The sequence below is a fragment of the Candidatus Phycosocius spiralis genome (genome assembly GCF_030158815.1).
Classification (GTDB): domain Bacteria; phylum Pseudomonadota; class Alphaproteobacteria; order Caulobacterales; family Aquidulcibacteraceae; genus Aquidulcibacter; species Aquidulcibacter spiralis.
In genome coordinates this window covers 1-24,138 of the sequence record NZ_BPFZ01000014.1, presented here as the reverse complement: position 1 = coordinate 24,138, position 24,138 = coordinate 1, and the positions used below count along the sequence as shown (strand labels likewise).

General features: G+C 49.7%; 16 protein-coding genes. 10 read left to right on the top strand and 6 right to left on the bottom strand.

The annotated features are described in order from the left end of the window. Positions 1-7: 7 nt before the first annotated feature. Positions 8-1,186 carry a glycoside hydrolase family 130 protein gene (locus tag PsB1_RS09945; RefSeq protein WP_284360940.1) on the bottom strand — a complete coding sequence of 393 codons (1,179 nt, stop codon included), beginning with the start codon at positions 1,184-1,186 and terminating at the stop codon, positions 8-10. Positions 1,187-1,815: 629 nt separating this feature from the next. On the opposite strand from PsB1_RS09945, the gene PsB1_RS09940 reads away from it, so the two are divergent. From PsB1_RS09940 to PsB1_RS09930, 3 genes are all read left to right on the top strand, one after another. Continuing rightward, positions 1,816-4,758, top strand: a complete 2,943-nt coding sequence (locus tag PsB1_RS09940) for a TonB-dependent receptor (RefSeq protein ID WP_284360938.1) — start codon at positions 1,816-1,818, stop codon at positions 4,756-4,758. 144 nt (positions 4,759-4,902) lie between these two features. Beyond that, on the top strand, positions 4,903-6,414 hold the full coding sequence (locus PsB1_RS09935) for a tryptophan halogenase family protein (protein ID WP_284360936.1): 1,512 nt from the start codon (positions 4,903-4,905) through the stop codon (positions 6,412-6,414). Between the two features lie 294 nt (positions 6,415-6,708). Further along, entirely contained in the window at positions 6,709-8,082 is a 1,374-nt protein-coding gene (locus PsB1_RS09930; protein ID WP_284360933.1) for a cytochrome P450, read from the top strand. A gap of 338 nt (positions 8,083-8,420) precedes the next feature. On the opposite strand, the gene gluP is transcribed toward PsB1_RS09930, so the two are convergent. Continuing rightward, positions 8,421-9,707 carry a glucose/galactose MFS transporter gene (gene gluP / locus PsB1_RS09925; protein WP_284360930.1) on the bottom strand — a complete coding sequence of 429 codons (1,287 nt, stop codon included), beginning with the start codon at positions 9,705-9,707 and terminating at the stop codon, positions 8,421-8,423. Positions 9,708-9,875: 168 nt separating this feature from the next. On the opposite strand from gluP, the gene PsB1_RS09920 reads away from it, so the two are divergent. From PsB1_RS09920 to PsB1_RS09900, 5 genes are all read left to right on the top strand, one after another. Further along, a complete protein-coding gene (locus PsB1_RS09920) occupies positions 9,876-11,240 on the top strand; it encodes a glycoside hydrolase family 5 protein (protein WP_284360927.1) in 1,365 nt (454 codons plus the stop codon). Positions 11,241-11,338: 98 nt separating this feature from the next. After that, a complete protein-coding gene (locus PsB1_RS09915; RefSeq protein ID WP_284360925.1) occupies positions 11,339-12,634 on the top strand; it encodes an AGE family epimerase/isomerase in 1,296 nt (431 codons plus the stop codon). Between the two features lie 54 nt (positions 12,635-12,688). Further along, the gene (locus tag PsB1_RS09910; RefSeq protein ID WP_284360922.1) at positions 12,689-14,647 is read left to right on the top strand and encodes a sodium:solute symporter family protein; all 1,959 of its coding nucleotides are present in this window, start codon (positions 12,689-12,691) and stop codon (positions 14,645-14,647) included. A gap of 3 nt (positions 14,648-14,650) precedes the next feature. Beyond that, complete coding sequence (locus PsB1_RS09905) at positions 14,651-17,140, top strand: glycoside hydrolase family 3 protein (RefSeq protein ID WP_284360920.1); 2,490 nt, start codon at positions 14,651-14,653, stop codon at positions 17,138-17,140. A gap of 56 nt (positions 17,141-17,196) precedes the next feature. Then, entirely contained in the window at positions 17,197-18,273 is a 1,077-nt protein-coding gene (locus tag PsB1_RS09900) for a LacI family DNA-binding transcriptional regulator (RefSeq protein ID WP_284360917.1), read from the top strand. Between the two features lie 145 nt (positions 18,274-18,418). On the opposite strand, the gene PsB1_RS09895 is transcribed toward PsB1_RS09900, so the two are convergent. The 3 genes from PsB1_RS09895 to rsfS all read right to left on the bottom strand — a co-directional run bounded on the left by PsB1_RS09895 (position 18,419) and on the right by rsfS (position 20,464). Beyond that, positions 18,419-19,579 (bottom strand): murein hydrolase activator EnvC family protein, encoded by a 1,161-nt coding sequence (locus tag PsB1_RS09895; RefSeq protein ID WP_284360914.1) that lies wholly within the window; start codon positions 19,577-19,579, stop codon positions 18,419-18,421. Between the two features lie 67 nt (positions 19,580-19,646). Continuing rightward, positions 19,647-20,123 (bottom strand): 23S rRNA (pseudouridine(1915)-N(3))-methyltransferase RlmH, encoded by a 477-nt coding sequence (locus tag PsB1_RS09890; RefSeq protein WP_284360913.1) that lies wholly within the window; start codon positions 20,121-20,123, stop codon positions 19,647-19,649. Further along, entirely contained in the window at positions 20,120-20,464 is a 345-nt protein-coding gene (gene rsfS / locus PsB1_RS09885) for a ribosome silencing factor (protein WP_320412734.1), read from the bottom strand. The genes PsB1_RS09890 and rsfS overlap by 4 nt, the downstream gene beginning before the upstream one ends. Positions 20,465-21,250: 786 nt before the next feature. Between rsfS and PsB1_RS09880 the strand changes: the two genes are divergently transcribed. Together PsB1_RS09880 and mnmC2 are read left to right on the top strand one after the other, a co-directional pair. Then, positions 21,251-21,538 carry a hypothetical protein gene (locus tag PsB1_RS09880; protein WP_284360911.1) on the top strand — a complete coding sequence of 96 codons (288 nt, stop codon included), beginning with the start codon at positions 21,251-21,253 and terminating at the stop codon, positions 21,536-21,538. A gap of 145 nt (positions 21,539-21,683) precedes the next feature. Further along, entirely contained in the window at positions 21,684-23,537 is a 1,854-nt protein-coding gene (mnmC2, locus tag PsB1_RS09875) for a tRNA (5-methylaminomethyl-2-thiouridine)(34)-methyltransferase MnmC2 (protein WP_284360909.1), read from the top strand. Here mnmC2 and PsB1_RS09870 read toward each other — a convergent pair. Further along, on the bottom strand, positions 23,503-24,102 hold the full coding sequence (locus tag PsB1_RS09870; RefSeq protein WP_284360907.1) for a TetR/AcrR family transcriptional regulator: 600 nt from the start codon (positions 24,100-24,102) through the stop codon (positions 23,503-23,505). The genes mnmC2 and PsB1_RS09870 overlap by 35 nt on opposite strands. Positions 24,103-24,138: the final 36 nt, after the last annotated feature.

Here is a 24,138-nt window from a genome sequence, read left to right as displayed (position 1 = left end):
TGAAACCCTAAACCAGCTTACTATTATGACTAATCAGGGCTTGCCTTTGCAGAAAGGCCTTTCGTGAAGTAAAGCTATCGGGTGGGGCATGCATAGCATGATCACATAAGCGTTCTAAACTGCTATGAGCCACATGAATGCGGGTGTCAGAAGATGCGTAATAGATGAAAATCTCACCCGTGGTTGGGTTGTGTGTCCAGCCGTTACAAAACACAACATTGGAAACATCGCCCAGCCGTTCTGCACCTTCAGGTGCAATCATATATCCACCCGGCGCATGGGTTACACGCCAAGGCTCGTGCAAATCTGTCATCAACAAATAAAGGACATAACGCAATCCTGCGGCCGTGTTTCTGACCCCGTGAGCCATATGCAACCAACCATGGGGTGTTTTGAGGGGCGGCGGGCCTTGGCCATTTTTGGTTTCCTTAATCGTGTGATAATCTCGGCTGTCCACAATCTGTTGTGTATCCACTCGCGCAGCTGTGATATCATCAACCAACCCCCAGCCGATCCCGCCACCCCCGCCTACATCTACAAAGCCATCTTGTGGCCTCGTATAAAGGAGATAGCGACCATCAACGAATTCGGGATGAAGGGTGACATTGCGTTGTTGACCAGGTCCCGCATCTAGATCGGCCAATCGCGTCCAAGTTTTTAAATCTTTCGTGCGCGCAATGCCACAAGCAGCAATTGCTGCACTTAGGTCATGGGGCTTTGTTAGATCCTTACGTTCGGTACAAAACAAGCCATATATCCATCCATCTGCATGCTCCGTAAGGCGGATATCATATATGTTGGTGTCTGGAATATTGGTTTCTGGAATGTCGGCTGGCTGATCCCAAAAGCGAAAACCTTCGGTACCATGATTACTTTCAGCAATCGCAAAAAAAGATTTACGGTCAACGCCTTCAACCCGTGCCATCAACAGATGTTTGCCATCTCGATAAAGCGCGCCTGCATTAAAGACAGCATTCACACCCAAGCGTTCCAAGAATAATGGGTTGTTGCGTTCACAAAAATCAAATCGCCAATTCAAGGGGACGTGCGCGCGCGTGAGGACGGGAAATTGATAACGCGTAAAAATTCCATTCGAACTGGGAATCGCATTGTTGGATCGAGTGATCAACGTCTCATAATCGCGCAGTACTCTTTGTTTTCGTTCGCTTGTTGTTTCGTGCCACATGCTGCGTCTGTCCCGATTAAGTTTCTATATTCTACCTAGTCCTTCGCATTCGATAGGCTTGTCAACAGGACAGGGCTGGAATGCAAAATTATTTTCAGTGTCGAAAATGCTTGATTGACAGCGCAATCATTTTCGAGCAGCATATCATAAACAGCGCTGTCAATTTTTACGCGATAAGGAATGAGCGCTCGGCCAACTCACAGATCGATCCGAATTTTTGGATCTATCCTAAATGCATGGCCAAAATGCATGGATCGAGGCGATTTCGTGTTGGCAAATTTTGTTTTGTTATTGGCAAATTATGTTACTGCACGTTTTGCAAAGCATCATTTGCAATTGGCAAAATGTGACCACAACTTGTTTTATCTAGGAAAGTGGGAGAATATAAGGGTCAGTTTATAGCATTTTCTAGCGAAAATGTGGCGGGCAGTCTTAGGCAGTCTTAGGCAGTCAGCAAGAGCAGTCAGTGAATAACTGGGCTATAATTGAGCTGGTTAAAATGAATTGGCCATGAAGGATAGGCCAAAAATCAAATGGGCAAGTGACTAGACTAAACTTGTTCGGTTAAGTCGATTAAATTGCAAGGGTAGCCAGAGGTTAGACAGCTGGCACCCATTGGGAGGACGAAAATGGTAAAATACGCTCAAGGAATTCGTTTGCGTACGGGTGTTTCTGTCGTGGCTTTGATGTTGGGTAGTGCGGGGGCAGCCTATGCCCAATCCACACCTGCGGCTGAACCAGCCACACCTACAAGCCAAGAAGTTGATACAATCGTTGTTCGCGGTTATCGCGCATCTGTGGCCGATGCATTGACCACAAAGCGCAATTCCAACTTGATCATTGAATCTATCACTGCTCAAGATATCGGTGAGTTCCCCGATAAAAACATTGCTGAATCCTTGCAGCGTTTACCTGGTGTACAAATTGACAGAGAAAATGGTCAAGGCACCAAGGTGCGTATCCGTGGTCTCGACCAAAATGTGGTTGTGCTCAACAATGAAATCTTTTTGACTGGCCTTGAACTTTTTCGGATTGGGGAAGGCAATTTCACTCAGACCGATTCGCTCGAAGGTGTTCCTTCTGACTTAATTGGTGGGGTTGACGTTTATAAATCTCCACAAGCAACTTTACTGGAAGGCGGTTTAGGCGGAATCATCAATTTGCGCACCCGCTCTGCGCGCACGATTAAGGATGGTTTCTTGATCACTGGGCAAGCCCGCGCCAATCAAAGTGAAAATGGTGAAACCACCCCTTCAGGCTCCTTAACCACTGGCTATCGTGTCAATGATCGTTTTGCCATCCTCGCCAGCGTTTCTTATGATAAAAGCAATGTCATTACCGACGCTTTAGGGGGCGATAATCGTGGCAATTGGCGTTTAACCGATCGCCCGCTCAGCAATGGGAAAGTCAGCAACATCTGGTCACCTGAATATCGTTATATCACCAAGCGTGATCAGGATCGTGAACGTTTGGCTGGCTCGATCAATGTTGATTTCCGTCTTACCGATACAATTGATGTCCGTTTTGACTGGTTTCACTCTAATTTGACGATTTTGACGAAGGAAGCCTCGCTGAAATTTCCATTCGCAAACGAAAATGCAACTTATTCAGCAAGTAATTTGAAAATCGGTGCCAACAATGTGCTTGAGTCAGGCACAATTACAGCCAATTCGGCTGAAGGCATTTCCTTTGTGCAAAATGGCGAAGCCAAAACTGATAATTTTCAGTTGTCCGCAAACTGGGAAATTAATGAACGACTAAGTGTTAATGTTGGTGCTTATCAGTCTCAGGCCGATTATGAGAGCACTTCTGGTAACAATGACGTGCGCTATACTCAATATGGCGTGCGTAATGGCACCAAAGATGGCTTTATACCAAATCCAACTGCACCCAAGACTTTGGTATTTGATTATATCAATGGTGAATTCCCGACCTTTAGACCAGCCACCCCAAGTGCTTTTACTACGCCAACCAGTGTGTTTGCAAAATCACATTGGGTATTTGGCGAAAACAGTTCCATTGAGAACACAGCCTATCGGGCAGACTTTACCTTAGATGCTCCAGACAAGCTTGATGGCTTGTGGACTGTCCATTTTGGGTTGCGCACCGGCACCAGGAAAGTGGATAGTGAGTATGGTCGTTATTTAGCGGACTATTCAGGCAAGGGTGAATTAAGCGGCCTGAAATTTAATCAAAATTGGACGCCTTATGGCTATTTCCAAGATGGTGCCATCGGCTTTAAATCCTGCGAATTACCTGTTAATACTCCAGGACGGCCAAAATGTAGCCCCCCTGAGAACGGTCCAAGATTTGGTGATTCGCCAGCTTTAATCACGCCATATCAAACAGCTGCTACCAATCCAAATCGGTTTGAAACAGTCACTGTCGGTGGGATAACTGCCTTGTTCCAAAACCGCGATCAGATGAAAAACGCCCTCGATTGGATTAAGGGGCTTTATCCATCGACACCGTTTGCGTTTTATCGTGACCCCATTAGCAGCTTCAAGGTCGAGGAAAAGACCAACAACGGCTATTTGATGTTGGATGTTGGTCGCCCAAGCGAAAATTACCATATCAATGCAGGGGTTCGGGTTATCCAAACTGAATTGACCGTCAATTCCAGTGGCTCGCCAACTGAACCTGCTTATTGGGGTACTGATTCTTGGAATGGTGTCTTGATGAACCCAGTGGCCGAACGCACTGTCCGTGACTATACCGATGTGCTGCCAAGTGTGAACGCCATCTATAATTTTGATGAAGCAAACAAGGTGCGTGGGTCTTTGGCGCGCGTGGTTGCCCGTCAAAACTTGTTCCAATTGGGGCAAGGGTCGCAATATGACTTCACCCGCGTCTCTACACCGGGTCCGAACTTAGATAAATTTGCCTTCACCAATGGTAGCGGGGGTAACCCTAAGCTTGACCCATTCCGAGCCGATCAAGCCGATTTGACCCTCGAACATTATTTCGGTCGTCAAGGCTTGGTGTCAGTCGGTGTGTTCTACAAATCGATTGACTCCTTCATTCAGTCCAACACCGTGGCACGCGCGGTTAAGGACGGGACCGTTGAAGGCTCCACCGTTGGTGCCTTTACCCAACCGACCAATGGTGAAGGTGGTTCTATTCAAGGGGTAGAGCTTTCTGCCCAATATGACTTCTCTAATGGTTTTGGCTTCACGGCCAATTATACCTATTCGGATTCAAAGTCGCCCTACAGCACCGATTATGAAAAATATCTGCCGATCCCTGGTGTTTCAAAAAATGCCTTTAATGTGACCGGTTATTTTGAGAAAAATGGCTATGCTGCGCACTTATCCTATGCATGGAGGGATAAGGCCCTTGTGGGAACCTTTGGCTTCGATAAATTTGTTTTGGGACGCTACCAAGCTGCCTATGGGCAATTGGACGGTCAATTGGCCTTTGACGTCACTGAAAACTTCCAAATCACTTTGGAAGGCAGCAATTTAACGGGTGAAAACGCGACCGAATATCTGCAATTTGAGAATTTGCCATTCCGTAACCTTGGCGGAGTGACACGCTTCTCGCTTGGCGGTAAGTTTAAGTTCGGATCATAATCGGGTACGATTTGAACCCATAGTTACCTTTTGGGTGATTTGAGGTAAGATGTTATTGGAAAGGGGCGGCGAAAATATCGTCGCCCCTTTTGCATGCGATCAGCTAGTGGCAGAAACCAAATCCTGAGGAGGCAGATCAAAGCTATGCTACAAACTGGATTATTGCCTAAATCAATTGTCATTGTTGGAGGTGGCACGGCCGGCTGGATGACGGCGGCAGCGCTTGCCCGTTTCGTTGGTCATTTGTCCAAGATTACATTGGTTGAAAGTTCTGACATTGGAACGGTTGGTGTCGGGGAAGCAACCATCCCACCCATCCGTAATTTTAACGCGATCATTGGCATCAACGAAGTTGATTTTGTGCGCGAAACCAAGGGCACCTATAAGTTAGGGATTGAGTTTTGCGACTGGTATCTTCCAGGTCAAAGCTATTTCCATCCCTTTGGCGTTTATGGTCCAAGTCTCCATCAAGCCAATTTTGTCCATCATTGGTTACGTCATCGTGGCAATAGCCAAGTAGGGGTATTGGACGATTATTCCCTCTGCACACTGGCTGCCCGGCTTGGCCGCTATGCGCCTCAAGCCCAAGATCCAGAGAGCCCGGGCGCTACCCTAACATCTGCTTTTCATTTTGACGCTGGCCTTTATGCAGCATTTCTGCGCACATTTGCCGAAGCCCATCAAGTTCGCCGGATCGACCAACAAGTGCAATCGGTGCGCCAATGTGGGCAAAGCGGCGATGTTGAAGCCATCATCTTAGCCAATGGCGAAGAAATCAGAGGTGACTTTTTTGTAGATTGTACGGGCTTTCGCGGTCTATTGATCGAAGAAACGCTCAAAACCGGCTATGAGGATTGGAGTGCTTATCTCCCGGCAGATCGGGCTTGGGCGGTTCCTTGCGCGCGGGTGAGTGATCCAACCCCTTACACACGCTCCACCGCGCGCAAAGGTGGGTGGCAATGGCGCATCCCGTTGCAACATCGCACTGGCAACGGCCATGTCTATGCCAGTTCCTTTATCTCTGACCAAGAAGCCCAAGATACGCTTTTGGCCAATCTGGATGGTAAAATCCTTGCCGACCCCAAGCCATTGAAGTTTACGACCGGGAGGCGCAAAAAATTATGGAACAAGAATGTGGTGGCAATTGGTCTGTCTTCTGGCTTCCTTGAGCCTTTAGAATCAACCTCGATCCATCTGATTCAAACTGGTATAACCAAGCTGCTCGATTTTTTTCCAAGTCACAGCAGTCAGGAAGCCAATGCGGCGACCTATAACCGCCTTGGTATTGAAGAATATGTATCGATCCGCGACTTCCTTGTGCTCCATTATGCCGCCAATAAACGACTGGGTGAGCCTTTGTGGGATTATTGCCGTAACATGGATTTACCCGATACGTTGAAGGCACGCATGGCCTTATTTGAGCAAACAGGCCGCGTCCCACCGCGCGCATTTGACCTATTTACAGATACGAGTTGGATTGCGGTATTTTTGGGTCAAGGCATCCATCCATTCGGCTATAATCCATTGGTCGAGGCGGTCGATCCATCCACCAGCTTAGAGCGGCTGATTTTGGCGCGCCAAACATTGACACAAGCGGTTCACCAATTACCACCCCACGAAACATTCTTGCGTCAATCAGGCATGATGGCAGCTTAAGTTAGATTAGGCATCATTATGATTATGTGGGGTTACATATTGAGAGTAATCTTAAATCAACTTCCCCGCATCCTACACATATCTGTTCAATGCAAACACTGGTTGAAGGGGCGACGGTGTATTGCTCATACGCTGCGCCAATTGACCTAAATCAACTTCCATCTGGAACATGGTGATGTGCCGGATTTTGATGTAGCCCAAACTTTTGGGTCGTGATTTAAATCCAAGGATTGATCTTGGGCTAGTCACGCCCGCAATATTTACTTATCATGTTTAATGCACCCGAAAGATGCCATGTTTAAGCCTCCGGCAATCCAGCCACCTGAAAAGACACTTCCTCTATTCAAGCGGCTTTTTACCCTTGCCGACAACCCGATCGAGGCGTGGCCGCGCGCCGTCTATGAAGAAGATTTCTATTGGGCCCCATCGCCTTATGGCCCAAAATTGCTGTTTGTGACTAAGCCCGAGGCCATTCGCGAAATCTTGCTCGATCGCGGTGAGGATTTTAGTAAAGGTTCGATTTTCCTGCGCTTTTTAAAGCCCGCGCTGGGTGAAGCGATGTTAACCGCGGAGGGCGCACATTGGCGGTGGCAACGCCAGGCCGCAGCCCCTGCCTTTCGACCCGATACTATGGCTAAACTGACCCCGATCATGAGTGCGGCAGCTGAAAAAATGCTTGCCCGCTGGCGGGCGGCGGGCGTGGGTGCGCAAGTTGATGTTGCCCAAGACATGGTGCGCATAACGTTCGATATCATCCTCGACACGATGCTGTCGGGAGGGGAGGGTATCGATATTGAAGAGACCAGCCGCGAGATTAGCATCTATTTAGAAACACTCGGCCGACCCAGTATTGGCGACATTTTAGGCTTGCCACCGTCCTTAAAGAAACTGATGTCGCCACGCGGTGTCCGCGCGGCCAATTATCTTCGCAGCGTTGTCCAACAGATGGTGGCGCGTAGGCGAAGCGGGCCATCAGGGCGCGGGGATCTGGTTGACCTTTTGATGCAGGCCAAGGATCCAGAGACCGGAAGGGCTATGTCTGATATGGAACTCCGGGACAATTTGATCACTTTTATCGGTGCCGGGCATGAGACCACGGCTTTGGCATTAACCTGGTCGTTATATTTGTTATCCCAAGATAGTGTGACCGCACAGCGCGTGCGTGCCGAGGTGCAAAGTGTCACCGGTGATGCGTCCATCACCCAAGCCCACGTCGAAACCCTTTCCTTCACCCGTCAGGTGGTGCTGGAGGCTATGCGCCTGTTCCCGCCGGTGGCCGCCTTACCGCGACAAGCCAGTCGCGACACGACCATACTTGGGATGCCCGTTCCCAAGAACACCATTATCTTGATGCCCATTTATGCGATGCATCGTCACTCAAAACAATGGGATCGCCCCGATGTGTTTGATCCTGATCGCTTCGCCCCTGATCTTGGATTAGAGCGCCAACGCTATCACTATATGCCCTTCGGTGCCGGTCATCGCATTTGCATCGGTTTAGGCTTTGCCTTGAACGAAGCCGTGGCGGTTTTAGCTACATTGATGCGCGAGGTGCAACTAGACCACAACCCAGCCCACAAAATACGCCCGCTGGTGCGTATCACGATGCGGCCAGAAGGTGGCATGCCGATGCGGATTGCGGCTTTGATGTCGAGGTCGGTGGATTAAGTTGTTCACTGTTGTAAAGCAAAAGCCGAGTTGTTCTTGGTGTAGCAGAAAGAACACTTGGAACGGTTCAAGGGCGCGCTTTGCTTGCGTTGAATCCGCGTCTTCATTGTGTCTGGGCAGGCTGGGGTGTCAAGAGGTGAAATCGGCTACGCCTACACGCGAAACGCACCTCTTGACACCCCAGCTTGCGCGCAAAAGTTCGAATACGGCCATTGCGTAGCCATGGCCTGCGGCAAAGGCTTTCCTAAGCGAAACAGGCTAACACGAGGCGCTTTGGATAGGGTGCATTCCTGCTTTGGAATACACGCCACCCCGACGCGTTCTGCTTCGCACCCTAATTAATGCGACACACCAGCCCCATCGCCTTGCTGAATAGGCGTTACCCTTTTTGCTGCACCGGCAAAAACGACAATTACAAGATAGGCTAAGGCTGGCACAATCAAGGCTACTGAGAGGCCAAACTTATCCGCCAAGCCCCCTGCAAGCAGGGGCAAGAAAGCACCCCCCACGATGGCGGTACACAAAAGGCCCGATGTCGCCGCGCTGGAAGCCGTGGAGCGTTCCAAGGTCAAGGTAAAGATAACCGGAAACATAATCGAGTTAAACAAACCGATCGACAAGGCCGCAATGGCTGCCACATGCCCCCCACTCAACACAGCCAAGGTTGCCAGACACGCAGCCGTTGCTGCGGCAAGTAACAATAGATGAGCAGCTGGAAAGCGCGTCAATAGTGCACTGCCCACAAAACGGCCGACCATGGCCCCACCCCAATAAAAGGCCAAAAGCTTTGCAGCTTCTTCCAATTGGATGTTCAGTACATGGGGCTGATGCAAGAAGTTGATCATGAAACTGCCCACAGTCACTTCTGCCCCAACATATAGAAAAATCGCCCCAGCGCCAAGGACAGCCCAGCGCGAAGATAAAGCTTCAAGTGGGCTGGCGGCCTTGGCAGGTACAGCGGCATTCACAATGGCTTTGCGGGCCAAAAACACCAAGAAGGCCAAAAGTAAAAACACCCCGGCTATCATCAAAAAGGAACGCTCGACATTGGCGAGTGACTCAGCCTTTGCCGCCGTATCGGCGACGGCCTTGCCGTCAAACACACCGCCGCGCAGCATGATGAAGGCACCCAATGGCGGGCCAAGTACAGTACCAAGTGAGTTAAAGGCCTGCGCCAAGGTCAGACGAAAATGAGCGTGCTTGGGATCGCCAATCGCCGCAACCAAGGGATTGGCGGCAACTTGCAACAAGGTAACCCCACTTGCAATCACGAAAAGACCAGTCAGAACAAGTGGGTAGGAGTGCAAAAACGTTGCCAAGGGGGCAAGCAAACACCCACTAATCATAATGGCCAAAGCCACTAAAATGGACGGAACCGACCCTAAACGGCTGAGTACGGCCGCTGCTGGCAATGACACCAATGCATAGGCAATGAACCAAGAAAATTGTGTGAGTTGGGATTCAAGAAAACTTAGCTCAAAAATCGATTTGACAGCTGGAACCAAAGGGTCAATCAGTGAAGTCACAAAGCCCCACCCAAAAAATAAGAGCGTAACTGCCCCAAATGCTATGGATATTTTTCCACCAGCCGATAGCCCATTAGCTGAGTTTTGATCGCTGCTCATACTGCCTCCCTTGGTCCTGCCTCGTTTTAAACCCAAAACAAGATAAACCGACCCTCATGAAAATCTATTGGGTCTTACGCACTCTAAAGTGTTGGGTTTACGAATTGACAGGGCTGTCTTTATCCAACACAACTAAACCCTTCTTGGAGTATTTGTGAAGGGGCTTACATGATAAATAGAAGAGGACTAAGTTTGGGATTGGGCGGATTTGCATTGGGGGGTGCAACATCGGTCATTGCAGCGGAACAAAGCAAACCAGGTTCCGCTCAGAATTTCATCACAGTGGATGGGCAAAGATTTATCCGCGAGGGAAAGCCATATTATTTTGTTGGCGCTAACCTTTGGTATGCAGCCTATGCAGCCTGCCCAGACCCTAAGATCGGTAATCCTGGCCGACTTGAGAAAGAATTGGACACATTGGCCAGCTTAGGCGTGAACAATGTGCGGATTTTGGCTTCCTCTGAATTGTCGCCACTTAAAAACTCCCTAAACCCTGCCATTCAAAATCCGGATGGTTCGCTGAATGAAGTCTTGTTACAGGGGCTTGATCATAGCTTAAACCTTCTGGCTCAACGCAAAATGGTGGCCGTATTGTATTTGACCAATTTTTGGGAATGGTCAGGTGGTATGGGAACCTATGAGGCTTGGACCAATGGTGGCAAATTTGTCGAAATGAATGATCCAGCCCATCCTTGGCCGGCCTTCCCCGATTATGTCTCGCAGTTTTATCTAAATAAAAAGGCCTTGGCACTCTATGAAGCCTATGTGCGTTCACTAGTTGGACGGATCAACACAGTTACTGGAAAAGCCTATGTGGATGACCCCACGATCATGGCGTGGCAATTATGTAATGAGCCGCGGCCCGGGGGGACCAAGGCGGTGATTGATCAACGCATGCCTGCCTATATTGAGTGGATCAACCGTTCAGCGCGGTTGATTAAGACTTTAGATCCTCATCATTTAGTGTGTGTCGGTCATGAGGGGCCGATCGGTTGTACAGATAATTTGGCAGAGACTTTTAATGTAGGCTATGCACAGCTTGCCCAGGCAAGCGCCGATATTGATTATACCACGGCCCATATCTGGCCCCAAAATTGGAGCTGGTCCAATGTTAAGGACTTAGCAGGCACCTTCCCAAATGTGGAAACCAGGACCAAGGCTTATATTCGCGATAGTGTGGGCATAGCCAATCGGCTTGGCAAACCCTTGGTGATTGAGGAGTTTGGCTTTCCCCGCGACGCGGGGTCATTTGACGCCGGTACCCCAACTACTTGGCGTGATCGGTTCTACGACCTCATAGGTGCGGCGCTGTTAGAAAGCCATGCCCGCAAGGGTGAGATCGCTGGCTTGAATTTTTGGGCTTGGGGCGGCCAAGCCCGCGCCTTGCATGACGATAAGCGTATGCGACCCGGCGAAACCGCTTATCTAGGAGATCCACCCCATGAGCCACAGGGTTGGTATTCGGTATTTGACAATGACACCTCAACCTTAGCCAAGATCAAAACTTTGAGCTATCAGGTTTCAAAGCTTTAGGGCGGTTTTTGACGCACAAGCTTGGTCGTTGACAGCTTTTGCGCCTATCCGTATTGACAGCGCTAACAATGAATATGGTCATATTATAAGGCCAAAATATGAACGGGAGGGTTCGGTCGGTGGCGCAAGACGATACTGTGATAACGCGCTCGACGCGGGTTCTTCACCCACGATCGGCGAGCTTAAACTTGCTTGAAGCTGAATCTCAGGTGGAGTTTAAACGCCTAATCTCATGGTGGAGCACGCATGCGGTGCGTCCAGAAATCGGCTTTTGGGGTGCTATCGATGAGGCGGGTGTACCCCTTGGGGATTGCGAACCAAGTATCATCTTAAACACGCGATTATTGTGGTTTTTTTCAAGTGCCTTTTCAGCCACAGGTTATGAAGTTTGCCGAGCGCAAGCCCACCGCGCTTATGAAATGATTACGCAGCATTTTTATGATCCTTCGACATCCACATTTGTATGGACGATTACCCCACAAGGTGTGCCCAGCAATCGGCGCAAACAAACCTATGCGCAGGCTTTCGCTATCTATGCTCTGGCGGCATACGCGCAAGCCACCCAAGAAACAGCAGCCCTTGAACTTGCCTTTAAGGCTTTTGACCAGGTGCAGCGCCATTTTTCGGAAAGCCGCTATGGCGGTTGGATCGAAGCTTTAGGCCCAGATCTGGAGCCGATTTCAGACGTGCGCTTGAGTGAAAAAGACTTAAACGCGCCTAAGTCGATGAACACGCATTTGCATATTCTTGAAGCCTATAGTGCGCTTTATTCGACCGCTCAAAAGCTTGGCGTTGGCGCAGCGCGCCTGCATACAATTGAGCTGGCTTTGCGCGAAGCCGTGTCAGTAATGACCAGCCATATTGTGCACCCCAAGGGGAATACTTTGGGTCTATTCTTCGATCTGGACTGGACACCTCAATCTGTTATTCGCTCCTTTGGTCATGATATTGAGGCGAGCTGGCTGATCTATGAAGCTGCTTGCGCTTTAGGCGATCGTGTGACGATCGCGCAGGCACAAGAGACAGCCTTGGCTCTGGCCAATGGAGCCTTGGAAGGGGTTTCGACCTATGGTGGCCTATATGAGGAGATGGAGGCCAATGGCCATATCCGCCAGCTCCATGTCTGGTGGATACAAGCGGAGGCCTTGGTTGGTTTTTTAAACGCCTTTCACCTGAGCGGCGATGACGTTTTTTTGACCGCCGCCCTGCGGGTCTGGGACTTTATCAAAACTTATCAGATCGACCATGAGGGCGGCGAATGGCAAGAGCTCTCACGAGTCGACGATCAAAGCACTGCCAGCGGGCTGATGGTTGGCCCGTGGAAATGCCCCTATCATACCGGCCGCGCGATGCTGGAAACCATCAAGCTTACGCAAGCCATGGTTGCAAGTTAGTGATTATGAATAACAAGACTGACCCAACCAGATGATTTTTGAGCGAGGCTAATCATGATGAAGCTACCACCCCTCGATTTGGCCATTGTGGCTGCCTATCTTGCCCTGACGATCTTTATAGGCTTTTGGATCTCCAAGCGTGCCAGCACAGGGATGCGCAGTTATTTTCTAGGCGGCAATCAATTGCCTTGGTATGCATTGGGTCTGTCTAATGCATCGGGGATGTTTGATGTTGCGGGCACTATGTGGTTGGTCTCAATCCTGTTTGTCTATGGGTTAAAGAGCATCTGGTTGCCTTGGCTTTGGCCTGTTTTCAATCAGGTGTTTTTGATGGTATTTTTGTCCATATGGCTCCGCCGATCAGGAGTGATGACGGGGGCTGAATGGATTATCTTCCGCTTTGGCGATGGACGGTCGGCTAGACTAAGCCATCTCAGCATCGTTCTCTTCGCGCTTATATTAGTCTTAGCCTATATGGCCTACGGGTTTTTGGGCATTGGCAAACTGACTGCCCAATTCGTGCCGTTCAACCTTGCGGATTATTTCCATCTTCAAGTCTTCTTACCTGAACATTTGCGTCTACCTAATCTCGATGCTGCAGGTTTGAACGAGCGAACGCGCCTGTTGGCAGATTATAATGATCGTGCCTATGGCGTCATCATCATCGCATTGACCGCGGTTTATGTGATCAAGGGTGGCATGTATTCGGTTGTGTTTACCGAAGTGATGCAATTCATCGTGATGACCATCACCTGTTTGGCAATTGCTTGGGTAGCGATGGCGCATACCGATGCAAAGTCCATCATGCAAGCGATTCCCGATGGCTGGTCAAATCCATTTTTCGGCTGGAACCTAGAATTGGATTGGGCCAAACTTTTGCCTTCAGCCAATGAAAAGATTGCTTCTGAAGGCTATTCTCTGTTCACCATCTTCTTCATGCTGGTCTTGTTCAAAGGCATTTTGACTTCATTGGCCGGGCCTGCACCCAATTATGATATGCAACGTGTGTTGTCTGCGCGCTCTCCAACCGACGCCGCTAAAATGAGTGGTTTTGTTAGCTTGGTCCTCAACCCACCCCGTTATTTGATGATCGCGGGGTTAACTGTATTGGCATTGGTGCATTTTAGTGATGAACTGCGCGCCATGGGTAAAGGGGCAGATTACGAAGCTATTTTGCCTTTCACATTGGGTGAATTTTTGCCGACAGGCTTGTTGGGACTAACCCTAGCGGGCCTTTTGGCAGCTTTCATGTCCAGCTTTGCCGCACCCTTAAACGCTGCACCGGCCTATATCGTCAATGATATCTACAAAAAATACATCAACCCAGAAGCCAGTGAAAAAAAACTGGTTGGATTAAGCTATTTGGTATCGATCGCATTTGTGGTGATCGGGACTGGATTTGGGCTTTTTCTGCATTCAATTGACAGCGCGCTGAACTGGATCACGGCGGGTCTTTATGGGGGTTATACTGCGGCCAATGTGGTTAAGTGGTATTGGTGGCGGATGAATGGCTGGGGTTATTTTTGGGGCATGGTAGCAGGTATTATCTTTGCCCTGATCTTGGGCATACCTGCTCTTAACCTCAACCCCTTACAGGCCTTTCCTTTCTTTTTTGCGATTTGCTTGGCCTGTGTGGTTAGTGCCTCGCTTTTGACACCTGCTACTGAGATGGCAGTCTTGGAGAGGTTTTACATCAAAACCCGTCCTTGGGGTTTTTGGGGACCGGTCCAAAAATCGCTTCAAGATCGAGGAGCAGGCGTTGCGCCCAACACATCGTTTAAGATTGATGCGTTCAACATTATCGTTGGCATTATCTGGCAAACGAGTTTAGTCGCTGCCCCCATCTTTTTTGTGACGCAGAACTGGACGGCATTTGGCGCTTGCGCAGCATTAGCTGGCGTCACCACCTTAATCTTAAAAATCTATTGGTGGGATCGGCTGGAAGATTATCCAAAAGATTATAAGGGTGAAGCCTCAGATGACCATATAAGAATACTGAAGGCAGACCACTGAACTATGCCCATCAAAGAGGCCTTTTCTGCACAACCAGCCCTAACGGTGCCGCCCCCTCTAAACAGAGGTGAACGACCTGTTGATGTAACACGCTGGCCAAAACCCCACACGACCACCCAAATCGACATGGGCTTAGAAGACCTCATTGAAAAGCAATTGGCTCAGATGACCTTACCCCAAAAAGTCGCCCAAATCATCCAAGCTGATATTGCCTCCATCACGCCTGAAGAAGCCAAGCAATATCACATCGGGGCGATCTTAAATGGTGGCAACTCAGCCCCAGCTAGTCAGATGGATGCAACCGCACAGCAATGGTTGGATCTGGTGGATAGCTTTTGGTCATATGAGGAGGACCAGTACCCCATTCCGATTGTTTTTGGCACCGATGCGGTACATGGGCATTCCAACATCGCGGGTGCCACGATTTTCCCACATAATATCAATCTGGGCGCAACAAGGGATCAGGCTTTGGTGACTTCGGTTGGTGTCGCAACCGCCCGCGAAATAGCGGTAACCGGCATGGATTGGACGTTTTCGCCCACTTTGGCTGTGGCTCAGGACCTGCGTTGGGGGCGCACCTATGAAGCCTTTTCCTGCGACCCGGCTTTAGTGGGCGAACTTGGCGGGGCACTGATCCGCGGATTACAGGGCACCCCCGGGCATGAGGATTTTTTAGGGGATGATAAAGTTGGTTGTGCGGCCAAACACTTTCTTGGTGATGGTGGCACCAAAAACGGGCGCGATCAAGGTGAGACCGATTGCGACGAGGACAAACTAATCGCAGTACATGCTATGCCTTATGTTAAGGCTATTGAAGCGGGGGTGGTTTCAGTCATGGCTTCTTTCTCTTCTTGGGGTGGGCAAGGCATGCATGGTCGCCGTGATCTTTTAAGCGATGTGTTGAAACGTCATTGGAGATTTGACGGCTTGGTTGCAGGCGACTGGAATGGTCATGGTCAACTCCCAGGATGTTCGCCAAGTTTTGCACCCCAATCACTCTTGGCTGGCTTAGATATGTATATGGCCCCGGATTCTTGGCAAGGCCTTCTGGCTTCCACCATCCAAGCTGTCGAAGAGAATCCTGCTTGGCTACCCCGGTTGGATGATGCGGTTAAACGCATGCTGCGCTTTAAAGCCAGACTGAAACTGGCAACCAAAGGGCGGCCATCACAACGCTCACTCGCAGGCCGATTTGACCTTTTGGCCTGCGATACACATCGACAAATCGCCCGCAAAGCGGTGCGGGCCTCGGCGGTTTTATTGAAAAACGCGCATCAATTTTTACCCTTATCTCGAGATCAGCGCATATTGGTATGTGGGCGTGGTGCTAACCGCTTGGACCTTGCCTGTGGTGGATGGACCCTATCCTGGCAAGGTGGCGGGGATTTAGCTGCAAGCTTCCCCAAAAGCCAGACCTTTTTGGCTGGTGTGCGAGCTCACATGGGGGCAGACAATGCTAAGCTTGATTTTGCAGAAAATGGTCAATGGGTTGAAAAACCAGATGTCGCAATCATCGTCTTGGCAGAAGAACCATATGCGGAGTTTCGTGGCGATTGCGATAGTTTAGATTATCGACCAGGTGATCTTGATGATTATCACCTCATTCAACGCCTCAAAGACCAAGGGATCGGGGTGGTCACCATCCTTTATTCGGGGCGGCCACTTTGGATCAATCCGGCACTGAATGCCAGCGACGCTTTTGTTGCCGCATTTTTACCAGGAACAGAAGCTGGTGCGTTGGCGGATTTATTATTTGGCACAGTCCAAGGTGAAAGAATTGATTTTTCAGGTCAATTGCCGTTTCCTTGGCCAGCTTTTGGCGACCAATTCGATGTTTGTTCACCAAGCCCGTCTCGTCCACCCTTATTCCCCCTCGGCTACGGTCTGACCTTAAAGGACAGGTCAAGTTGGAAAAAAATTCATGAGGTGGCCGGTCGTGTCAGCAAGGATCCATGTCGGATATTTGATCGCGGTGTTGCGCAAGGCGATTGGCAATTTTCGTTATGCGACCATGCTGGTCAGGGTGGTGCCATCAAGGTGCTAACTGGTCGCGGAGTCAAGGCACTGGGGGGTGGATTACACGTCAAGGCAATTGACTATGGCCAACAAGAAAATGCGATATCAGGCGCTTGGCGGGCCAAAGCCCAACTGATTTTTGAGTATCATTCACAAGGCGAAATCGCTGTCGATTTGCGGCGTGAATCCAATGCTGGTTATGGTTTATGCTTAAGCGGTCTGATGGAACAGGGTGAAAGTTTGCGCCTTGCGTTGTTGGGTGCATGGTCGGGGTTGGATGAAACGGCTATGGCTTTTTTTCTTCCCCTGTCAGGGGCCGTACGCCAAGGCGATACCTTTGTCATCGCGCTCAAGCAATTTGAAAACTTGGGCATCGATTTAAAGCTCGTTCGTTTCCTTGTGATCGCGGGTGAAGCTGGTGCATCTTTGACCCTAGCTAAGGCTATCATCGCGCCAGTGACTGCAGGGGTCGTATGAAACCTATGCAACTATGTTTGCAGGACCCCTGCTTTCACGATTAGGGTGGTTGGGAGATGTCCGAAGAACCTATCCACACCCAACACCGTGCTCCCACGATCTATGAAGTCGCGGCCAAGGCTGGTGTATCGATTAAGACGGTGTCTCGGGTCCTAAACCGCGAGCCTAATGTCCGCCCAGCGGTTCACGACCGTGTTACCCAAGCCGTATCTGCATTAGGATATCGCCCAAGGACTTCTGCCCGGGGTCTGGCGGGGGGTCGATCCTTTACGCTTGTTACCTATCTCGACGAATCCCTAACATTGGAACATTGGCGTATTGATCGCTCCAATCCCTATGTTGAGCGGTTGCAATTTGGCGGCATGATGGCGTGTCGCGAAGCAGGCTATCATTTGTTGTTTGAGCTGTTAGATGCCAATGCCCAAGGGGCTGAGGCCGCCATGATGTCCACCTTATCGGCACTTAATCCTGATGGGGTGATTTTGACACCACCCATTTCGGATAATCAGCGGGTGATGAAGTTATTGACCCGTATGGGGACGCCTTTTGCCCGCTTAAGTGCAATTAAAACCGATATTCCTTGCCTATCTGTAACCATGGACGAGAAGGCAGGTGCGTTTGAGGCAACAGAGCATCTCATTTCACTCGGTCATCGCCGCATTGGATTTATCGCTGGCACACCCGCGCTTTCTTCCAGCCATGCCCGGGAGGCTGGGTTTCTGGCTGCCTTGGCCAAGTATGGACTGGCGCTTGAAAAGAACTACTTGTGTCAAGGTGACTATACTTATGAAGGTGGCAAAGCAGCCGCGCGGCGATTACTCCAACAAGCAAACCCACCCAGTGCGATTTTTGCCGCAAATGATGAAATGGCACTGGGGATTATTCATGTAGCCTCCGAACATGGGGTTGAAGTCCCGCTAGATCTTTCAGTTGTTGGCTTTGATGACTTTCAGGCCGCCCGCTATAGTTTGCCGTCCTTAACTACCATCCGCCAACCCGTCGGCGATATGGCGGCGCAAGCCTGCAAACGACTCATCGCCCATGCCGCCGCACGTGATGAAATTGAGTTAAATCAAGCTTTGCCGGTTAACCATGCGCTTTTGGTGCGTGATTCTACCGCTCCACCACGCTAAAAATTTGGGTTATTTGATTTTAGGAGCGAAGTTAAGGTCGATTTATTCTAACTTATGCTTCCTCAAAGATTAGTCAGCCACACATTGCGCCCGTTTCACTCGATTGCGCGTGTGAGGTATAAAACCACATACTTTAATCGCCTTCTCACGTCCCGTCGGGGCGCTTTACCCATAAATTTGGGTTTAAGGGCGTACTCTGCTGACGCACCTCCATATAGAGGTCTGGCATCAGGCGGGTATCAGAGGTCATTTCCCCAATCGGTTCGCCCGCCAAAACATGTTGGCCCACATCGGCATAAGTGTTGGCCATACCTGCTAAAACCAAATGATAGCCGCCCCCAACATTTAAAATCATCACCCGGCCATACGATCGAAACGGGCCAACAAACTCAATTTCGCCATCATAAGGTGCTGAAACTTGCGCACCCAACTTCGTCCGAATGGTAATGCCTTCACTGCGGCCACCACTCTCAAGTGTCGCACCATAGCTGACAACAATTTGGCCAAAAGCGGGATAAGCAATGGACCCCATGGCTCTGGCAAAGCCACCATCTTCTTGGTTGACTTCGGCAGGTGACGTGGCTTGAAGCCCTGGAACTGATCCGCCTAAACGAAGCACCAATTCACGCAGATCATTGGAGCGACGGACTATTTCAATAATGCGGGTCCGCTCTGTATCGGCATCGGCCAAGATGCGTGCCTGCATGATTTGGCGCTCTTTAATCAGGCCGCCGATGGTTTGACGCGCAATCATGAGGCGTGTGTTGGAGTCGCGATAACTGATATTTTGCATTAAAATCGATTCTCGCACCGTGCGAAGATTTGCGATTTGGCTGGCCGCCTGTCTGGCACGACTTTGCAATATTGGGGCAATTTCACCCATTAAGATCGCGACTCGTGCTGATTCGGCAACATTTTTGGGTTGCACGGCAAGGGTTGGTGGGCGGTCGCGCTCCATCGCCAATAATGCAATGACCACATCTTCTAAAGCAGATTGACTGGCCTTAATCCGTGCGCTTAGGTCCTTTTCTTGATGACGTAATTGGATCAAGCGACTTTCTTTGGCTTCGACCTCGCGTTCAAGTCGATCACGATAATCGGCTGCTGCCACCAGCTTTTTGCGCAGAGCCTCCGCATCGCTGGCCAAACGATTGGCATCTTCGACCAAGCTGCCATAATGGTGTTCACGGCGCACACGCTCAGCTTCTAGACGCTTTAGCTCCTGCTCGGCAGAACTTTGCCCATGAACAGGCAAAGCTGTAACAAAGCTCAACAAGCTCATGAAAAGGGCAAAAAGACGTTTCATATGGGTTGAATAATAAGATTTGCTGCCTAGGTCATCCCTTCCCAAGAGAATCATACCATAAGCGTTTTTACACGCGGTGGTATGGTGTTCCGGCCAAAATGGTCATGGCGCGATAAATCTGCTCTGCCGCCATCGCACGTACCAATTTGTGGGGCCAAGTCCAAGAACCAAAAGCTAAAGTCACCGTGGCAGCATTCTTGAGATCCTGCCCATGCCCGTCCGGACCACCAATCACGAGATTGATTTGACGGTGACCTGCATCGCGCCACCCCGACAGTTTGTGGGCGAACCCAACTGAGCCAGGTGAGTGACCCTGTTCGTCCAAGGCAATGATCAAAGTGCCGGGCTCTAATGCCGCCAAAAGACATGCAGATTCCTTATCGCGGTCAGGGTCACGCAGTTTCGGGTCGATCTCAAGCAATCCGACACCGCGAAAGCCCATGGGCTTCCCCAGACCCTCAGCGCGCGACAACCAGTCCTTGGTCATCACCTGTTCAGGATCACTTGCCTTTAGCCGCCCGATCGCTGCCAAGGTTACAATCAAGCAGCACCGGCCGCATGTCTGGTCTCACCAGTCCAAATCCGTTCGATCGCATAAAAGGCACGAACCTCAGGGCGAAACACATGTGCAATGATATCACCTGCATCGATGAGGACCCAATCAGCATTGGGAAGACCCTCTACCCGTGCTTTGCCGACTCCTGCTTCTTTCAGTTTTCTGACTATATGATCAGCAATCGCTGCGACATGGCGCTGTGACCGGCCTGAGGCGATAATTATGGCATCAGCAACAGAGCTTTTTCCTTTTAAATCAATGTACAAAACATCTTCTGCCTGATCTTCATCCAAGGAAGTGAGAATGAGATCTTTTAGGATTGGTGTCATGGGATCGGAGGGTATAGATGTCAGAGGTCTAGCCTTTCACAATGAAGACAGGATTTCTACCACATTTTATGCAAACATGCATGCCCTGATACACACGAACCTTGATCGATTTTGGTTTAGTACAAATGGCCTATGATTTAGAATCGACACATTTCTGATAGGATGAGTTCTGATAAGATTTATTCAAACTAGGTCGAGCTTGGCTCGGAATGTCTAGGCGTATGAAGCGGTAAGTAGGTAGTTGCTTTCTCTTTTAAGGGGTGCCCATTTCAAGCTAGAAAGAAAAGTGCATCGATGAAAGGATAAAAATCCCAAAATCAAATGCTTCCCCCTCCTAGGCACCCTTTCCACCTTTTTCGATCGCGGGTCGATCCCTTCCATCCTTTGGCCATTCTGCGGTCGTTTCGTTATATTAGCCTTGAATAGGAAGCTAGCTGACTGCACAAACATTTTCACTACGCACACTCATTCAGCAAAAGGAGACAGCATCACTCAGCAGACTGACAAAAATTTTGGTTTGAGTTTGATACGATTTAAGTGCAATCCATGCAGGATATTCGCGCTTACTGAGGCAATAATATATTGGAATTATTAATTTTATTTATTTATTAGATTAGAGTTAAGCTATGCTGATGTGCCGCTTTACACGTCTTTGTTACTGCATAAATGCATAGCAGGCCTAGCAAAAGTTGCTGATCTATTACTATTGCGTCCCTGTCTAACACCTTCTAATGACGCGGAACTGCGCCCGAGACGAGGCGTTCAGGGCAAAGAAGGAATTTGACTATGATCGAGCTTAAAAAGCTTTTCGCAGCAGCTGCAGCTGTTGCGATTTTAGGCGTATCCGCATGCGGCAAGAAAGCTGACACTGCAAACACTGTCGACGCAGCAGCAACCACCGAAGCAGCAGCTAACGCTGTTGACGCAGCCGCTACAACGACTGAAGCAGCTGGCAATGTAGTTGACGCTGCAGCAGAAGTAACCAATACGGTTGAAGCAACTGCAACCGAAGGCACCAACGGTGTTGACGCTGCCGCGGCTGCTGTCAACGGCGTAACCGAAGAAAAGAAATAAGCATTTATTCGCCGCGGCGATTTAAATGAGCTAAAGGCCACCCCATGGGTGGCCTTTTTGCATTGAGTTCCTTGTTGCCTTGAGTTCCTTTTTGCCTTGAGTTCCATGGAAGGCAAATCAACCAGCTTTGTGGTGTACTTACGATTTGACCCAGATCAAGCCCCGTCTGCCACCCTTACCCGATGTTCGTTTTGACGACATGGGTTTGATCCATGATAACACATATGGTGATTGTTTTTTCAGTCGCGACAATGGCTTGGACGAAGCACGTACCGTGTTCATACATGGCTGCTACCTTCGCGAAACTTGGGGTAAGCAACCCTGCTTTATTGTGGCCGAATTAGGCTTTGGTACTGGTCTGAATTTTTTGGCAACTTGGCAGATGTGGCGTCAAACCCGTCGTTTCGGCTCCATACTTCATTATGTTACTACGGAAGCTTTTTTGATGGAGGCCCGTGACGCAGCCCGTGCCCACATGCGCTGGGCAGAACTGGCTGACCTATCGGCTGCACTTATAGCTAAATGGCCTGTGCGCGCATATGGCGTTCAACGCATTTGGTTTTGTGAGGATCAGATCTGCCTAACAATCCTGATTGGTGACGCCACCGAGACTTTAGCGAACATGGACTTCAAGGCAGATGCTTGGTTTCTGGATGGCTTTTCCCCCAATCGCAACCCTGAGATGTGGACAGCTGAGCTATTGGCGCAGGTGGCGCGCTTGTCTGCACCAGGTGGGCGGCTCGCAACGTATTCGGTTGCAGGATACGTGCGTCGAACTTTGATATCCCTTGGCTTTGTAGTTCGCAAAGAGCTAGGCTTTGGTTCTAAGCGCCAGCGCCTTGAAGCCCGTTTTCATGGACAATCCGTGGCACCTCCTGTGCGCCCCCTAAGCGCCATCATCCTGGGTGGGGGAATCGGAGGCGCGGCCGCATGTGACGCCTTAGCGCGGCGCGGACTTGTTATTGATCTGTTTGATCATGACCCTTGTGGTCGAACCAAAGCGAGCCATAATCCTGGCGCTATCATCATGCCAAGATTAGACCGTGGGGACACAAGTGAGGCCCGTTTCTTCCGGGCTGCTTATCTTTACGCCATCGCCCGCTACCGTGAATTAGGCACAAAGGTTTTTGCACAAATTGGTATAAATGAACTGGCACAAGATGCTCAAGCCCAAAAACGTTTAAGCGATCTTGCCCGCAATCCCCCCTTACCACAGAACCTATTGATAACAGAGCCTTCGGGCCAACTATTTCATTGTGGTGGTGGACTGGTTTTTCCTAACAATGCTCTGGCGGCCCTGACAAAAGCGGCCCGCCATCACCCCTGCGAGATTTCTACTATACGCTTCGTGGATGAACAGTGGCAGGTTATGGATCACACTGGCATGGTCTTGGGACAGGCTGACCTTTGCGTGATCGCCGCAGGTACTGCACTGGAGTCATTTGTTCACCTAGCACGTCCCCTAGAAGGTCGCCTTGGACAAATCAGTCTTGCACCTGTCAACGGCCCATTGCCCCAATCTGGGATAGCAGGGGGACCTTATGGCGCACCTTTTCAGGATCAATTGTTGTTTGGCGCAACCTATGCACCATGGGACTTAAAGTCGCAGTCTCATCCAAGCCCATCGCCCAGCGCAGATCTTTTGAACAAGAAGCAATTGGCCCTTATCGCACCAGATCTTGCCTCGCGCATAGAATTAAAGCGCGCCTATGGAAGGGTATCTGTGCGCACAGTTTCACCCGATAAAATTCCCATAGCAGGGGTTGCAACCTCTTTGTGTGGCTCAAAGCTGCCTGGCCTTTTTGTATTAGGGGCTTTAGGCTCACGCGGATTTACAACTGCACATTTGCTCGGCGAATATGTTGCAGCTATTGCCTGTGGAGAATTCACTCCTATGGAGCGCAGTGTTGCTCAAGCGATTTCGCCAACTCGGTTCATGGATGGGTCGTTAAAGAAAGCGCAAGCTAGGCAGGCGAGGGTTGATAGGCCAACAATGTAATACGCACCGCTTCTTGACTAATCTCCTTGCCCACTAACGCACGCTCTTTTTTTTCACCCGTCAAGAAATTATACCAAATTGTATGATATTCGATAAAGCTGCTGAGCAATCCCAAAGCCGCATCCACCTTTTTGAGATTAATCAATTCCATGCGCCCACAGGCATAAAGGGCTGGCAGACATAAGTCCGCGATGATACCGCGAATAGAACGCTCTACCTCACGTTGTCTAATTCCTGGCAATTGATTTTGTAGCAGCGCGATGCGAATAAGATTCTGAAATAAATCAGTTTCGCACAGTTCTTGGTAGTTTCGCGCGACATCATTCAAAAACGTCATCGGATCGGAAGGTGGGTCCACTTGTTTGATGCGCAACCTGATCTGTGAAACCGTGCGCTCAATCACAGCCCAAAACACCGCATCCTTAGATGGATAAATCTTGTAAATAGAAGCTGTTGACGTTTCACTACGGGCAGCAATATCACTAATTTTTGTCTTAAAGAAGCCAAGCTCAAAAAACAGCTGACTAGCAACCTCAAGTATTTGATTTTGCTGCAAAACATGCATAATGGATCCGATACGTTAACCTGGCCGCTATAGATT

What these genes read in the sequence shown, in the direction of transcription:
- PsB1_RS09945 (WP_284360940.1), bottom strand. Translation starts at nt 1,186, where the DNA reads ATGTGGCACGAAACAACAAGCGAACGAAAACAAAGAGTACTGCGCGAT.
- PsB1_RS09940 (WP_284360938.1), top strand. Translation starts at nt 1,816, where the DNA reads ATGGTAAAATACGCTCAAGGAATTCGTTTGCGTACGGGTGTTTCTGTC.
- PsB1_RS09935 (WP_284360936.1), top strand. Translation starts at nt 4,903, where the DNA reads ATGCTACAAACTGGATTATTGCCTAAATCAATTGTCATTGTTGGAGGT.
- PsB1_RS09930 (WP_284360933.1), top strand. Translation starts at nt 6,709, where the DNA reads ATGTTTAAGCCTCCGGCAATCCAGCCACCTGAAAAGACACTTCCTCTA.
- gluP (WP_284360930.1), bottom strand. Translation starts at nt 9,707, where the DNA reads ATGAGCAGCGATCAAAACTCAGCTAATGGGCTATCGGCTGGTGGAAAA.
- PsB1_RS09920 (WP_284360927.1), top strand. Translation starts at nt 9,876, where the DNA reads ATGATAAATAGAAGAGGACTAAGTTTGGGATTGGGCGGATTTGCATTG.
- PsB1_RS09915 (WP_284360925.1), top strand. Translation starts at nt 11,339, where the DNA reads ATGAACGGGAGGGTTCGGTCGGTGGCGCAAGACGATACTGTGATAACG.
- PsB1_RS09910 (WP_284360922.1), top strand. Translation starts at nt 12,689, where the DNA reads ATGATGAAGCTACCACCCCTCGATTTGGCCATTGTGGCTGCCTATCTT.
- PsB1_RS09905 (WP_284360920.1), top strand. Translation starts at nt 14,651, where the DNA reads ATGCCCATCAAAGAGGCCTTTTCTGCACAACCAGCCCTAACGGTGCCG.
- PsB1_RS09900 (WP_284360917.1), top strand. Translation starts at nt 17,197, where the DNA reads ATGTCCGAAGAACCTATCCACACCCAACACCGTGCTCCCACGATCTAT.
- PsB1_RS09895 (WP_284360914.1), bottom strand. Translation starts at nt 19,579, where the DNA reads ATGAAACGTCTTTTTGCCCTTTTCATGAGCTTGTTGAGCTTTGTTACA.
- rsfS (WP_320412734.1), bottom strand. Translation starts at nt 20,464, where the DNA reads ATGACACCAATCCTAAAAGATCTCATTCTCACTTCCTTGGATGAAGAT.
- PsB1_RS09880 (WP_284360911.1), top strand. Translation starts at nt 21,251, where the DNA reads ATGATCGAGCTTAAAAAGCTTTTCGCAGCAGCTGCAGCTGTTGCGATT.
- PsB1_RS09870 (WP_284360907.1), bottom strand. Translation starts at nt 24,102, where the DNA reads ATGCATGTTTTGCAGCAAAATCAAATACTTGAGGTTGCTAGTCAGCTG.